The sequence below is a fragment of the Halomonas sp. MMH1-48 genome (genome assembly GCF_022348105.1).
GTDB classification, from domain to species: domain Bacteria; phylum Pseudomonadota; class Gammaproteobacteria; order Pseudomonadales; family Halomonadaceae; genus Vreelandella; species Vreelandella piezotolerans.
On sequence record NZ_JAKRFL010000007.1, the window covers coordinates 1 to 14,173 of the forward strand.

The window sequence follows — 14,173 nt, forward strand, 5'->3', positions numbered from 1 at the left end:
TGATCCCATGCCGAACTCAGAAGTGAAACCGCTTAGCGCCGATGGTAGTGTGGGGTCTCCCCATGCGAGAGTAGGTCATCGTCAGGCACTTATACCGCAAAGAACCCAGCCAACCGGCTGGGTTTTTTGTTGTGCGCTCGATAAGCCCCGTACACACCGTGTGCGGGGCTTTTTGCTGTAAGAACTTCTAATAATTAAGCGAAAATACCAAGGTCGTTACCACTCGATCGACTCACCCGCCCAGTCCCAAAAGCTGCCGGTTTCCTCGGGGGATCTCTTGTTTATGACCTCGATTAGCCGTGTTGACACGAACTCTGGGCTGAACAACTTTTCGGCAGGGACGCGTGCTTGAAACGGCTTCGACAGAGAGCTGTCCGTCGTGCCTGGGTGAAGACAAAGAACGATCGACTGTTTATTAAGCCTGCTCAGCTCGATGGCCGCTGTCTTCATCAACATGTTGTGCGCAGCTTTACTGGCACGGTAGCTATACCAGCCGCCGTACCCATTGTCGGTAATGGAGCCGACTCGAGCAGAGAGGCTGGCGATGATCGTGGGGTGCTGGCCTTGCAGTGAGGGCTTGAGGGCACCAATGAGTAGCGCAGGCGTTGCCGCATTGACGTGCATGACGTGGGCAAAGGCTGCCTCATCCAACTGCTCTAGTCGTTTTTCGGGTTGTATGTGCTTAGACGTATCGTGAAGAACGCCCACGGCATTGAAGAGTAAGTGAACGGGCTGCCCATCCAATGCGTTACACAGCGCATCGCGACCTGTCGACGTGGTGATGTCCGCGGAAAGCGCCTCGAGTTTTGGATGCTGCATCGCTATCGTTGAACGGCTAGCCGCAATGACGCGCCCTGTTTGAGGTGCAGCCAAAAGGGTGTGCAACATGGCACGACCAATGCCGCCATTGGCACCTGCAATAACGGCGGTAAAATCTTCGGGGAGATAGGGAAACATGACACGCTCCAATAGTGAACAGTGTTGTTCTCATTGAAGCGTTTTGTATAGGGTTTGTCTATGCTTGTCGTTCAAGCCGACGCATTGATACGTCCTGGCTGAGCGCTGTTACGACCATTCGGTTTATACAGGGTTTTCTCGGCAATTTGCCGGATATAGTCGAGCATTTCTTGATTGTGCTTCATGCGCACGGACAGCATTTGGCCGGTCAGCGCGTTCATGCGTGATACGCGTTCACTCTTTTCGAGCAGGCTTTCCCAAGTGGCTAAGCAATCGGCATCGGTGGCAGCTTGTTTGGCGCCAGGAGCGCCTTCTGGATAGCCAAGCTTGGTTTGAACGCCGCGGCGTAAAACTTCCATACGCTCAAGCTCTGCAAGCAGTGCCTGTTTCTTGGCAGCGATGTCTGTTAACACTTCACCATCGATACTGCCTTTGGTCAGCTGCTCTTGCTCATCGGTAAGTAGCTCGATAAGTGCTTCAAGACGCTGCAACTGACTGGAAAGAAGGCGTGATAGGCTCATAGGTCTTTCAAGTTGGCAAGCAGGCCATCAGCGATTCGGTCGGCACGTACTTCAAGCCGACCTTCGCGAATGGCATCGCGAATTTCTTGGACTTTAGTCATGTCGATATCTTGACTATCATCGATCCTAGACTGGCTAAGCTGAGTGGCTTCACGGGTCGTGTTACCCGTTTCCGATGGCTTGGTGCCACTGATTTTTTGAGCATCGTCACGCTGCTGCGCTGGTGTATTACGAAGCAGCGGATTAAGGTTATCAATTTTCACGTTGTTGGCCTCATCGTCAACGTTGGGGCGCCGTGCGCTATATGATCCTTTATCGGCTTCCTAAAAAGAAACTTTAGATGATCGGCTAAAAATCCACCATCAAAGTCCCTTGGCCAATCACTCGCGCATTCATGATGTCTCGAGGGCCAAAACGCACACGAATGGTCTCGCCCTCTGCGCCATCCGTTAGCGCTTCTCCTTCCCTTGAGACGCGAAAGCCAGAACCTTCTGCTATGACCGTGACGCGCTGGCCGCGTTCAACGAGGCTGGGAGCTTGTAAGAAATGTGCTTGGAAGGTGCTACCGCTGCGAATGGGACGCTGAGCAACTTTGCCAACGACATCCTCCTCACTGGTTAGCGATTGAGATGACAGATCACTCAGATTGCCTTCACGCTGAGCCAGCATGGACGATGTGATGAGTGTGCCGCGGGCAATGTCTTGGCCAGCCACGATGTAGCGACCTATCACATCTACTTGGGCTTGCAGATAGCGAGTTTGGCGTCCGTCTTCTCCGCAGCGAACGCCCACCGACACACGACCGATTGGCGCTTGGTTTGCATTAGGGAGAAAGGGGGAGGGTTGAAGGCAGGGTGGCAGGTGCGGCGATGGTGGTGCGATATCGATGACGACCTCCTGCCCCAGTGTTTGAGTTTCTTGGTACAGAAACTGCTGCACTGTGTCGAGCAGCGTTTGATCCGTAGCTTGCGCCAAGACGGGCTGAGGAGCGCCGACATAAAGAAGTAATAACAAAACGTTAAGAACTATTGAGCAGCGTGCAGCAAAATGCAGCAAGTAGCGCATGAGAAGATCGCTCAGTTTAGAAAGACAGATGGCAAGCATCAGCCCGGCAGTGTAATGCAAAAGTACCCCACGCATCATGGGAAATGCTGGTGTAAACGGTAGCTGTTCCATGCTTTAAGGTGAAAGCCGCACGCCTATTATTCATCATCAACAATTTCCGATTTATTTTTTGCCTCTCAGCGAGCGAGGGTCGGCATGATCGATCAGCTTGAATCTGCCTTTAACTTTCACCAGCAGGCGCTAGGGTTGCGGCAGCAACGACACCAAGTACTTGCCGCCAATATTGCCAATGCCGATACCCCCAACTACAAAGCGCGAGACATCGATTTTGCCAGCGAGTTGAAGAAAGCCGTCGATGGTGGCCAAGCTCAGCAGCAGCGCGGTGGCTTGGCGTTGGCGCGTACGTCAGACCGGCATCTGGCAGGTGAAGGGCCAGCTTGGCGAGGCGCAGGAAGTGCAGATTTACTGTATCGGATTCCAGACCAGCCCAGTTTGGATGGTAACACTGTCGATATGGATCGCGAGCGAACACAGTTTGCCGACAATGCGGTGCGCTATCAGGCCGCGCTCACCATTATGAACCGTCGTATTCAAGGCCTGAAAAATGCGATGCAGCCTGAATAACCTAGTAATAGGAGAAGAATAAGCTATGTCGATGTTTTCAGCGTTTGAGATCGCCGGTTCCGCCATGAGCGCCCAAGCCCAGCGAATGAACGTCACCGCCAGCAACATGGCGAATGCCGATAGCATTGCGGGCCCAGATGGTGAGACGTATCGCTCCAAACAGGTCATGTTTGAGACCCAGTCCCAGAATAATCGTTTTGGCGTGGGTGGGGTGCGGGTTACTGAAGTCGTGGAAGACGACTCTCCGCTACGTATGGAGTACATGCCGAATCACCCCGCCGCCGATGAAGAAGGCTATGTGGCTAAGCCTAACGTGGATCCGGTGCATGAGATGGTCAACATGATTTCTGCGTCACGCTCTTATCAAGCCAACGTGGAAGTCTTCAACACAACCAAGCAAATGATGGTTCAAACGCTGTCGCTCGGTGAGGGCTAATAATGAATATTGACACGAGTGTCGTTAATAGTATCACCAGCAGTGGTTCGACCGCTGGCCTCTCCACGCGGCAGTCCGCTGAGCTGCGCGATAGCTTCATGACCCTGCTAATTACACAGCTCCAGAATCAAGATCCGCTCAATCCGATGGATAATTCGGAAATGACGTCTCAGCTTGCTCAGATCAATACCGTCAGCGGTATTGAAGAGCTGAACGCTACTTTGAATGGCATTACCCAACAGATGGATGCGGCACAAACGCTGCAGGCCGCAGGCCTGATCGATAAGGCCGTGCTGGTTCCTGGTAATAACGTAATGGTGAGCGTGGATCCTGAGAATGGTTCCTACGCTACGCCGTTCGGCATCGAGTTGGATACCCCTGCCGAGAAAGTTGAAGTCACCGTGACGAGCCAATCAGGGGAAGTGGTTTACACCAATAACTTAGGCCGCGTGGCTGCAGGCGTAGAATCGTTTAGTTGGGGTGGGATGACCAATGGCGGCGAAGCGGTTCCTGAAGGCGCTTACCGGGTCAATTTTAAAGCAACCAATGCCGAGGGCGAGTTGCTAGAGTCACGTGCCTTGAATTATGCCCTTGTTCAAGGCGTTTCGCCTGGAGCGGGGGGCAGTGATGTACGCCTTGACCTTGGCGCGATCTATGGCCAAGTGACACTCGATCAAATCAAACAAATTCTTTGATGATTCGCTAGCCGACACTTTTTCCAGGGGAATATCATGAGTTTTACGCAAGCACTCAGTGGTTTGAACGCTCAGCAGCAAAAACTAGGCGTGGTGGGTAACAACATCGCTAACTCGCAGACTGTTGGCTTTAAAAGCTCCAATATTCAGTTTGCGGATGTATTTGCAAACTCGCGCGTTGGTTTGGGGGTGCGAACATCTGCTGTATTGCAGAATTTCAGCCAGGGTAACATCGAATCCACCAGCCGTAACATGGACTTAGCCATTGCAGGTGAAGGCTTCTTTCGCTATCAGCAGCCGAATGGCGAGATCGGGTATTCTCGTAACGGCCAGTTAACCATGACCGCTGATGGCCGTCTTGTGAATGCTCAAGGCGCGCAGATTATGGGTTACCCTGCCGATGCCGAAGGTAACGTACAAGAAGGGGGTAATGTCGTCCCGATGGAAATTCCGCCGGGTGACTTACCTGCAAACGCTACGACAGAGTTAGGTGTCTCGTTGAACTTGAACTCTGGACAGCCAGTCATTGCTGCTGCGTTTAACGCCGATAATGCGAATACCTACAATTACTCCACTAACGCGACTGTCTTTGATTCGCAAGGTAACGCACGTAACTTAACCCTCTACTTTACAAAGACAGCGGCTAACCAGTGGAACGTGAATGGTCGCCTCTCGGGTGGGCCTGCTGATGGCGGCACCTACGACGTCGCGTTAGGTAATCTCACCTTTACCCAAAACGGTACTCTGCAGGCGGAGAACACCAATAATGCCACGTTCAATAATAATGAGTTCGGGGCAGGCAATCCGTTAGCGGCTTTGGATATTGAGCTGAGTTTCGAGGGAACGACACAGTTTGCCAGTGAGTCCACGGTCAATGACACTATTCAAGACGGCTATACCGCAGGTGCTCTCGTGGGTATCACCATTGAGGAAGATGGCACCATCATGCGTAACTACTCCAATGAGGAGTCGCGTGCCGCGGGGCAAGTGACACTGGTGACGTTCCGTAATCCTGAGGGCCTGCGTCCTGAAGGGGATAACCTATGGGCCGCTACCGGCACCTCAGGCCAGGAACTTCTAGGTGCCCCAGGGGCTGGTTTGCGTGGTTTGATCCAACCAAATGCGATCGAAACATCCAACGTTGATATGGCGCGTGAATTGGTCGATATGATCGTGGCTCAGCGTGCGTACCAAGCAAACTCCCAGACCATTAGCACCCAGGACGAGCTGCTGCAAACCATCATTAACATTTAATGACTGGGCGAACGGGTAAGGAGTAAACGTCTTGGATCGCATGCTTTATACCGCCATGAGTGGCGCAAAACACACGATGGATCAGCAGTCGGTAGTGAGTAATAACCTATCGAATGTGTCGACCGCTGGGTTCCGCGCTCAGCTTCAGGCCGTGCGCTCTGTGCCCGTGCAAGGCGATGGTGCATTGCCTACCCGGGTATCTGCCGTTGCCACGACGCCGGGAACCGATTTCTCGCAAGGCCCCATCGAGCGTACTGGGCGTACGTTGGACGTGGCCATGCAGGGGAATGCTTGGATGGCGGTGTTAGCAGACGATGGGACCGAAACCTATACCCGACGTGGTGACTTGCAGCTCGACAGCGATGGTGTGCTGTTGAGTGTCGGCCGTCCCGTCATGGGTGACGCTGGCCCCATTGCGGTGCCACAGGGGGCGCAAATCTCTCTAGGTGCCGACGGCACGATTAGTGCGATTCCTCAGGGAGAAGGTCCCGCGGCAATGGTGGATGTTGGTCGTATCAAGCTCGTGACGCCAGATGAGCTGGGTCTGGAGCGCGGGGATGATGGTTTGTTCAGAGCGCCCCCTGGTGCAGATGGGGCGCCTGGTGTGCTTCAAGCTGACGAAGATGCACGGTTGGTTAGCGGTGCGCTGGAGGGCAGTAACGTGAGTGCCGTCGATGCCATGGTGTCGATGATCGACGTAGCGCGCCGTTACGACATGCAAATGAAAATGCTCAGCTCGGCGGATGAAAATGCTCAGCGAGCCAACAGTATTCTCTCTATTCAAGGCTAATTGCAGCCACTCAGCCAAGGGAACCTACGTATGATCAAGTCTTTGTGGACTGCTAAAACCGGGCTCGAGTCCCAGCAAACCAAACTCGATGTCATTTCGAATAACCTTGCGAACGTGAGTACCAATGGTTTCAAGCGTTCTCGGCCTGTTTTTGAAGACCTGCTTTATCAAAACATGCGTCAGCCGGGTGCCCAGAACAACATTCAGGACCGCCTGCCTTCTGGTATGCAGATTGGCACCGGGGTGCGTGCCGTGGCCACGGAGCGTCTGCACACTCAAGGGGGCTTGGAAGAAACGGGCAATTCCCGAGATCTTGCGATCAATGGGGAAGGCTTTTTCCAGGTGTTGTTACCTGACGGCACAATTGGCTACACCCGTGACGGCAGTTTTCAGCTAAACGAAAATGGTCAGATGGTCACCGCCAATGGCTACCCGATTGAGCCAGCGATCTTCATTCCCGCCAATGCGTTATCGGTCACCATTGGGGAAGATGGAACCGTAAGTGTTCGGCAGCCTGGTATCGCTCAAGATGCCGATATTGGGCAGATCAACGTTGCCTCCTTTATCAATCCAGCAGGCTTGGAAAGCATCGGTGGCAATCTTTACCTGGAAACCGGTGCCTCGGGCGCCCCAAACCAAAATGCGCCGGGTAACAACGGTGCCGGACGACTGTTCCAAGGATATGTGGAGACATCGAACGTGAACGTCGTCGAAGAAATGGTCAATATGATCCAAACGCAGCGTGCCTATGAGATCAATAGTCGTGCTATCTCTACCAGCGATGAAATGCTAGCGCGTCTAAGCCAGCTCTAATGTCAAAGTTCGTCAGGGCTTCTTAACAGGTCGCGCTATGCTGAAATCAAACTTTAAGTTACGCCGCATCGTGATGGCGAGCTTGGCACTACTGGTGTTATTGACGGCAGGGTGCGCGCAGATACCTCGGGCATCGGTCGTCGGTGAGCAAGAGCAAATCACCATTGTCGATCGGCCGCCACCGATACCCAATGGCTCCATCTACCAGGCACGTCGTGGCTATCAGCCGCTGTTCGAGGACCGCCGTCCCCGTACCATCGGCGATATTCTGACCATCGTGCTCGATGAAGAGGTGAGCGCGAGTAAGAATGCCCAATCCAATGCCAACCGCTCGGGCAGTGCAAGCCTTAACCTGGCCCAGCTACCCGACGTGTTGGATACGCTGGCGGAGTACGGTTTCGATATCGAAGGCGCCAGTGACTTTGCAGGCGGTGGCGGCTCACAAGCCAACAATACGTTTACCGGTACGATTACCGTGTCCGTGTTGGAAGTCATGAATAACGGGAACCTGCGCGTGCGCGGTGAAAAGCAGATTGCGATCAATCAGGGCACCGAGTTCATTCGTTTCTCGGGTGTCGTGAATCCTCGCACGATTACCGCGCAAAACACCGTGCCGTCGACTCAAGTCGCCGATGCGCGTATCGAGTACGTGGGCGATGGCTATATCAACGAAGCGCAGCATATGGGGTGGCTGCAGCGCTTTTTCCTGAATGTGTCGCCGTTCTAGGCGTGTCAACAAGCTCGACAACAGAGACCTGGTGAAATGGCTATGCAGTGGAAAGCGTATCGATATCTAACAGCAACCTTGCGTATCGTGACGCTGTTGGCGCTTTGTTTGGTAATGCTGCCAGCCCACGCTGAACGCGTGCGCGAACTGGCGAGCTTTGCAGGCGTGCGAGATAACCAGTTAGTTGGCTATGGCTTGGTGGTGGGGTTAGACGGTAGCGGTGATCAGACCACCCAAGCGCCATTTACTAGCCAGAGCTTGACCAACATGCTGTCGCAGTTAGGCGTGACGGTGCCGCCAGGCACCAACCTACAACTGCGTAATGTGGCCGCCGTCATGGTGACGGCAGACCTTCCTCCGTTCTCTCGTCCCGGGCAGCGTTTGGACATCGTCGTTTCTTCGATTGCCAACGCCAGCAGTTTGCGGGGCGGTACGCTACTCATGACGCCGCTCAAAGGCGCCGATGGTGATACGTACGCGATTGCCCAAGGCAACATGCTGGTAGGTGGTGCGGGAGCACAAGCAGGCGGCAGTAGTGTGCAGATCAATCAGCAGGCGTCAGGCAGGATTCCTAACGGCGCCCTGGTCGAGCGGGAAGTGCCGCTCAACTTGGGGGGCAACGGCGGGGTGTTGGAGCTGCAGCTCAATGACGCCGATTTTGGTACCGTGCAGCGCATGGTCTCTGCCATCAACAGTGAATTCGGGCAGTCCGTTGCCTACGCGCGAAATGGACGGGTCATCGCCCTCGATGGTCCTATGGATGCCAATGACCGCGTCAATTTCATGGCGCGAGTCGAGAACGTGCAGGTGACGCCCACCGAAGCGCCCGCTAAAGTCGTGCTGAACGCACGAACCGGTTCCGTGGTGATGAATAGTGCGGTGACGCTACGTCGTGCGGCCGTCGCGCATGGCAATCTTTCGATCATGATCGACACCCAGTTTGGCGTGAGCCAACCCAACCCCTTGGGGCAAGGCGACACCGTGGTCGTGCCGGATGCAGATATCAATATCGAACAGCAAGAGGCGTACCTACAGATCGTCGAAGGGGCTGACTTGGCGGAAGTGGTGAACGCGCTCAATGCGTTAGGCGCCACCCCTCAAGATTTAATGTCAATTCTGGAAGCATTGAGAGCTTCGGGCTCTTTGCGTGCTGAGCTGGAGATCATTTAATGAGTATGGGGGATATGACCAGTCAGTTCGCGCTGGATATGAGCGGTTTTCAGCGGCTACAGCACAATGCCCGCCTCGACCCGGAGGCTGGGGTGCAAGGCGCAGCGCAACAGTTTGAAGCCCTTTTTATCCAAATGATGGTCAAAAGCATGCGGGATGCCACGCCAACCTCAGGGTTGCTAGAGAGCCGCGACACGACCTTCTATCAATCCATGCTCGACCAGCAGTGGTCACAGGTCATGGCTTCCCGAGGCATTGGCTTGGCCGATGCATTGGTGGAACAGTTACAGCGTCAAGGGGCGGTTGGTCAAGTTAGCAACCCTGATCAAGAACTTCAGGCACTGATTGCAGGTATTCCTCGTGGGACGCCGCGCGTGCTAGACAATCCACTACAGCCGAACAGTGCTCAGGCGCCTGCCAATACGACGGGTAGCGGCCGCTTTTATGACGAGCTGGACGCCGTCCAGCAATTGGAATCCAGCAGCGCACCCGCCATGTTGGCGGAGCCCCGGCGTCCGGTGACGTCTTCCCATGACCATGTCGAGCGTTTCTTAAACACGCTGGCCACGCCTGCCCAGGCGGCGAGTGCTGCCACGGGGGTACCTGCTGAACTCATTTTAGCGCAGGCAGCCCTGGAGACGGGCTGGGGGCGTCACGAAATAGCCACTCGGCAGGGGCATAACAGCTACAACGTATTTGGTATCAAAGCCGGTAGCCATTGGCAGGGCAAGACCACCGACATCGTGACCCATGAGTACGTGAACGGTCGCCGTACGCAGGTCGTCGATACGTTTCGTGTCTATGACTCGTTCGAGCATGCCTTTACCGATTATGCCAATTTGATTGGCAACAACCCTCGCTATGCCGGTGTTCTACAAGCGGCCAATGCGGAGCAGGCTGCCCGTGAGTTGCAGCGCGGCGGCTATGCGACCGACCCGCGTTACGCCGACAAGCTGGTCTCGGTCATGAACACGATGGGGCCCTTAAATACAGCGGAGAGTTTGCTGGCGGATTCTCGCTAGCGATGCCTCAAGTTTGCCTGCGCATTGCCGATAAATAGATACCGGCCTAAGGAATTGAACCATGAGCATGTTTTCGATCGGCTTAAGCGGCCTCAATGCGGCGCAGAATGCCCTCAATACGACAAGCAACAACATTAGTAACGTCTATACGCCCAGTTATAATCGCGAGCTTACCCAGCTCGGTGAGGGACGTGTAGGGGGCGGCGTACGTGTCGATGATATCGAGCGCCAGTTCAATACTTACGTGGCCAATCAGCTCAATAATGCTAAGACGCAGTCCAGCGCTTTAGAAACGTATTACAACCAAGTCTCACAAATTGATAACTTGTTGGCCGATCGAGACGCAGGTCTTTCCCCGCTCATGCAGACGTTTTTCTCGTCTTTGGAAGACTTGGCAAGCTCGCCCTCTGACCCAGCAGCACGCCAAGGGGTGCTGGGAACGGCAAACACGCTGAGCGCACAGTTTCGTTCGTTCGATGGTTATTTGCAGGACATGCAGAGCAATATCAATAACCAGATCAAAGACGAAATCACTCAAGTCAACAATACTGTGGAGCAGATTGCGGGCCTTAACAAAGAGATTTCGCTGGCACGCGCACGAACTGGTGAAGCTCCGAACAGCTTGCTGAATCAGCGAGATTTTTTGGTTTCTCAGCTCAACGAGCGCATGGATTTGCGGCTCAACGTGCAGGATGGCAAGACGTACAACATTAGCTTGCCCAACGGTCAGCCGCTCGTCACGGGAACTAGCTCGTTCAAATTAGAACCCGTGCAGGCCGACTACGATCCACAGCGGACGATCGTGGGATATCGTGATGGAGGCGGTAACCTGATTCAGTTGGACGAGTCCACGGTCAAAGGAGGCGCGTTAGGTGGCTTGATGAACTTCCGTTCTGAGACGCTCGATAAAACTCAGAACCAAGTCGGACAGCTCGCCGTGTCGTTATCCGTGGCGTTTAACGAACAGCATAAACAGGGCGTTGATTTGGACGGCGTTCAGGGCGATGACTTCTTTAATGTCAGGACACCCCAGGCCTACAGTTATGAGGGCAATAGTGCCGTCACGATCGATGCAATCGCGTTTGACACAGACAACATCGCTCAACTTCGTGCAACAGATTACACCGTCAGTTTTGCTGGCGGCACTCCTACCGTGACGCGTAACGATAGCGGTGCAAACGTCGATATCGGGACAGGGTGGGACGCTGCCAACAATACGTTGTCGTTTGGCGGCATCTCCATGACGTTCAGCAATACACCGGCCAATGGGGACCAGTTCGAGGTTCAACCCGTGCGTCGAGCGGCCAATGGGATGGAAGTCAATCTCATCGATGCCGATAAAATTGCGGCGGGTTTGCCCATCAATCCCAACGATGATCCGGCCGATTGGATCGCTGCAGGCGCAGGCGATAATAGCAACGCCTTGCTGCTCCAAGATCTTCAAAGTAAAAACATCGTAGGGGGGAGTGCCTCGGTCAGCGGTGCCTATGGTGCGCTCGTTAGTGACGTGGGTAATCGCACCAACATTACCCAAGTCAACCTGGATGCGCGTCAGGGGCTAACGGATCAGCTCCGGGCCGTACAGCAGTCCGAGTCGGGCGTTAACTTGGATGAAGAAGCGGCTAACCTGATTCGATACCAGCAATTTTATCAAGCGAATGCCCGCGTGATCGATACGGCAGGTACGATCATGGATACCATTTTGAACCTGCGGAACTAATAGGAGCTTAGGCGATGCGTGTCAGTACGGTCACTATGTATGAGCAGAGTACGGCTTCCATTAACCGTCAGCAAAATGACTTTCTAAAGATTGGTCAGCAAATTGCCAGCGGCCGCCGGGTCGTCAACCCGTCCGATGATCCGCAAGCGGCATCACGTGCGGTAGGGGTAGACCAGTCGAAAGCCATCACACAGCAGTATGAAGATGCTCGGGTATCGGCACGTAATTCACTGGCACAGACAGAAAGTATTCTGAATAGTATTAGTGATGCGGTGACCAGTGCCAAAACACTATTGATCCAAGCATCCAGTGATACCTTGAGTGATGTCGATCGGGAGTCCATCGCCAGTGAGTTGAAAGGCGTTTACGAGACGATGATTGGGCAGGCGAATGCCACCGATGGTAACGGCCGCTATATTTTTGGTGGTTATAAAGATAACGCGCCGCCTTTCGTTAAATCTGCGACAGGCAGTATTGAATACAATGGTGATGTTAACGCGCGTTCTCAGCGTGTCGACTCGTCTCGCCTCATGCCTGTCACAGAAAATGGAGCAACGATTTTCCAAGGTGTGCCTAGCGGAGCAGGCTACATCGCAAACGCTGACGTAGCCAATCAGGGAAGCGTGACGTTTAGTGGACCTCAAGTGACCAGCGTCAACGACCCGAATTATGGTGAAAGCTTTCGCGTCCTTTTCGACGATGATGGGGCTGGTAACCCCACTTATACCGTTGAGCAGTTTGATGGTGCTGCTTGGCAGCCAGTAGCGGGCCTTGAAGACCAAGCTTATGACCCTGCCGGCGAGCAAATAAGTTTTGGTGGCGTCAGTTTGACCTTGAAAGGAGCTCCTCAGGTCGGTGATGAGATCTTGGTAGCGCGGCCTGGCAGCGACCAGCTTCCCGCTGACCTGTTCCGCACCATGGAAGCAGCGATTCGTGTGCTAGAGACCCCAGCAGAGAACGATACGCAAAAGGCTGCCCTTCGCAATACGCTGAATACGTCCATGCGTGAATTAGATAATTCACTAGACAATGTGTTGACGGTACGCGCTTCTGCTGGCGCAAGGCTCAATGAGCTGGATGTCATCGATGCGGTAGGCAATAACCGTATGCTCAACTATGAGCAGACGCTATCGGATCTGGTCGATCTCGACTATGCCGATGCGATTTCGGAGTATAGCCTGCGTCAAGTAGGCCTGCAGGCGGCTCAAAAAGCGTTCGTGGATATCAAAGGCATGTCGTTGTTCGACTTCATGTAGCGTCTCAGCGCCTAACGTCTACTGAAAGCCTCAGCCAGGATGCTGAGGCTTTTTAGTTCAAGGGGGCCATGGTCTCGATGAGGCTCTGGGTAAAATTGACCCCTTGGCTAAACAGCTGTTGGAGAAAGCGGCCGATATCGCTCATCAACACCATGAGCAGCACAATGCCAACGGTCAACGACGTGGGAAAGCCGATATTGAAGACGGTCAGCTGTGGCGCTGAGCGGTTGAGGATGCCTAGCGATAGGCTAATGATCAGCAGCGATGCCACCAGAGGAAGAGCCAGCAGCATGCCGGAGGCAAAAATCGTTCCTGCATACCGCGCCAGTAATTCGAAGGCATTCGGGTTCAAGGTACCGATCCCGATAGGCAGCGTTTGAAAGCTCATCACCAACGCCTCCAACACCATCAAATGGCCGTTAAACGCGAGAAACATCAGTAGCGTGACCATGTAGAGAATGCGTGAGAGCACCATGATGTTCGTGCCGCTCGACATGTCGAAAAAGCTCGCAAAGGCCAAGCCCATCTGTAAGCCGATGAACTCACCGGCGGCCTGAACGACCGCGAAGACGATATGCATCACGAGTCCAATCGCGATACCGATCAGCATTTGTTCGACGATGATGCCAAGCCCCGCCCAAGACATGAGCGGGACGTCTGGCATGGGAGGCAAAACAGGAGTAATGACGACGGCAATGACCGCTGCCAGAGACACTTTCGCTGGCGTTGGGATGCTAGAGTGGCCCCAGAGAGGCGTCGCCGTCATAAACGCCGTAATGCGTACGAAAGGCCAAAAGAAAGCGACTAGCCACCCCTGTAGCTGCGCAAAGGTGACGTCGACCATGGTTACATCACCATGGCGGGAATATTGGTGAATAGGCGCGTTGTAAAGTCGGTAATCAAACCGATGAGCCAAGGGCCTGCTAGTACTAGAACGGCAAAAACGGCCAGAATCTTTGGAATGAAGGTAAGCGTCATTTCATTGATCTGAGTGGCCGCCTGAAACAGGCTGATAATCAGACCTGTAAAGAGGGCCGCCAACAGCATGGGTCCCGCCAAAAAAAGCGTTACGCGCATGCCTTGATAAGCAACGCTCATCACCATTTCAGGTGTCATGGATAGA

At 54.0% G+C, this 14,173-nt stretch carries 17 protein-coding genes and 1 rRNA gene; 12 read left to right on the plus strand and 6 right to left on the minus strand.

Annotated elements, in window-relative coordinates; genetic code table 11:
• Positions 1-87: ribosomal RNA gene (gene rrf / locus MHM37_RS08245) — 5S ribosomal RNA — on the plus strand; the annotation flags it as partial.
• Between the two features lie 129 nt (positions 88-216).
• Here rrf and MHM37_RS08250 read toward each other — a convergent pair.
• From MHM37_RS08250 to flgA, 4 genes are all read right to left on the minus strand, one after another.
• Positions 217-957, minus strand: a complete 741-nt coding sequence (locus MHM37_RS08250; RefSeq protein WP_139527765.1) for an SDR family NAD(P)-dependent oxidoreductase — start codon at positions 955-957, stop codon at positions 217-219.
• Positions 958-1,028: 71 nt separating this feature from the next.
• On the minus strand, positions 1,029-1,478 hold the full coding sequence (locus MHM37_RS08255) for a flagellar protein FlgN (RefSeq protein ID WP_139527767.1): 450 nt from the start codon (positions 1,476-1,478) through the stop codon (positions 1,029-1,031).
• Positions 1,475-1,741 (minus strand): flagellar biosynthesis anti-sigma factor FlgM, encoded by a 267-nt coding sequence (flgM, locus tag MHM37_RS08260; protein ID WP_139527769.1) that lies wholly within the window; start codon positions 1,739-1,741, stop codon positions 1,475-1,477. Before flgM ends, MHM37_RS08255 begins: the two co-directional genes overlap by 4 nt.
• Before the next feature lie 85 nt (positions 1,742-1,826).
• Positions 1,827-2,453 carry a flagellar basal body P-ring formation chaperone FlgA gene (flgA, locus tag MHM37_RS08265; RefSeq protein WP_239296410.1) on the minus strand — a complete coding sequence of 209 codons (627 nt, stop codon included), beginning with the start codon at positions 2,451-2,453 and terminating at the stop codon, positions 1,827-1,829.
• Positions 2,454-2,738: 285 nt separating this feature from the next.
• Here flgA and flgB point away from each other — a divergent pair, with 285 nt between their 5' ends.
• From flgB to flgL, 11 genes are all read left to right on the plus strand, one after another.
• The gene (flgB, locus tag MHM37_RS08270) at positions 2,739-3,167 is read left to right on the plus strand and encodes a flagellar basal body rod protein FlgB (RefSeq protein ID WP_139527772.1); all 429 of its coding nucleotides are present in this window, start codon (positions 2,739-2,741) and stop codon (positions 3,165-3,167) included.
• Between the two features lie 25 nt (positions 3,168-3,192).
• Positions 3,193-3,603, plus strand: a complete 411-nt coding sequence (gene flgC / locus MHM37_RS08275) for a flagellar basal body rod protein FlgC (RefSeq protein ID WP_139527777.1) — start codon at positions 3,193-3,195, stop codon at positions 3,601-3,603.
• Positions 3,603-4,298, plus strand: coding sequence for a flagellar hook assembly protein FlgD (locus MHM37_RS08280; protein WP_239296417.1), 696 nt, complete (start codon positions 3,603-3,605; stop codon positions 4,296-4,298). The genes flgC and MHM37_RS08280 overlap by 1 nt, the downstream gene beginning before the upstream one ends.
• 36 nt (positions 4,299-4,334) lie before the next feature.
• Complete coding sequence (gene flgE / locus MHM37_RS08285; protein WP_139527779.1) at positions 4,335-5,552, plus strand: flagellar hook protein FlgE; 1,218 nt, start codon at positions 4,335-4,337, stop codon at positions 5,550-5,552.
• A 31-nt stretch (positions 5,553-5,583) separates the two neighbouring features.
• Positions 5,584-6,342, plus strand: a complete 759-nt coding sequence (locus MHM37_RS08290; protein WP_139527780.1) for a flagellar basal body rod protein FlgF — start codon at positions 5,584-5,586, stop codon at positions 6,340-6,342.
• Positions 6,343-6,372: 30 nt separating this feature from the next.
• Positions 6,373-7,155 carry a flagellar basal-body rod protein FlgG gene (flgG, locus tag MHM37_RS08295; RefSeq protein ID WP_139527781.1) on the plus strand — a complete coding sequence of 261 codons (783 nt, stop codon included), beginning with the start codon at positions 6,373-6,375 and terminating at the stop codon, positions 7,153-7,155.
• 37 nt (positions 7,156-7,192) lie between these two features.
• Positions 7,193-7,882: a flagellar basal body L-ring protein FlgH gene (locus MHM37_RS08300; protein ID WP_139527782.1), complete on the plus strand. Its 690-nt coding sequence runs from the start codon at positions 7,193-7,195 to the stop codon at positions 7,880-7,882.
• A 42-nt stretch (positions 7,883-7,924) separates the two neighbouring features.
• Positions 7,925-9,052 (plus strand): flagellar basal body P-ring protein FlgI, encoded by a 1,128-nt coding sequence (locus MHM37_RS08305; RefSeq protein ID WP_139527783.1) that lies wholly within the window; start codon positions 7,925-7,927, stop codon positions 9,050-9,052.
• Positions 9,052-10,074 carry a flagellar assembly peptidoglycan hydrolase FlgJ gene (gene flgJ / locus MHM37_RS08310; RefSeq protein ID WP_139527784.1) on the plus strand — a complete coding sequence of 341 codons (1,023 nt, stop codon included), beginning with the start codon at positions 9,052-9,054 and terminating at the stop codon, positions 10,072-10,074. The genes MHM37_RS08305 and flgJ overlap by 1 nt, the downstream gene beginning before the upstream one ends.
• A gap of 61 nt (positions 10,075-10,135) precedes the next feature.
• Positions 10,136-11,794, plus strand: coding sequence for a flagellar hook-associated protein FlgK (flgK, locus tag MHM37_RS08315; RefSeq protein WP_139527785.1), 1,659 nt, complete (start codon positions 10,136-10,138; stop codon positions 11,792-11,794).
• Between the two features lie 14 nt (positions 11,795-11,808).
• Complete coding sequence (flgL, locus tag MHM37_RS08320) at positions 11,809-13,050, plus strand: flagellar hook-associated protein FlgL (RefSeq protein WP_139527786.1); 1,242 nt, start codon at positions 11,809-11,811, stop codon at positions 13,048-13,050.
• Positions 13,051-13,102: 52 nt separating this feature from the next.
• Here flgL and fliR read toward each other — a convergent pair whose 3' ends face one another.
• Both fliR and fliQ read right to left on the minus strand, forming a co-directional pair.
• On the minus strand, positions 13,103-13,894 hold the full coding sequence (gene fliR / locus MHM37_RS08325) for a flagellar biosynthetic protein FliR (RefSeq protein WP_139527787.1): 792 nt from the start codon (positions 13,892-13,894) through the stop codon (positions 13,103-13,105).
• A gap of 2 nt (positions 13,895-13,896) precedes the next feature.
• Positions 13,897-14,166 carry a flagellar biosynthesis protein FliQ gene (gene fliQ, locus MHM37_RS08330; RefSeq protein ID WP_044629584.1) on the minus strand — a complete coding sequence of 90 codons (270 nt, stop codon included), beginning with the start codon at positions 14,164-14,166 and terminating at the stop codon, positions 13,897-13,899.
• Positions 14,167-14,173 lie beyond the last annotated feature (7 nt).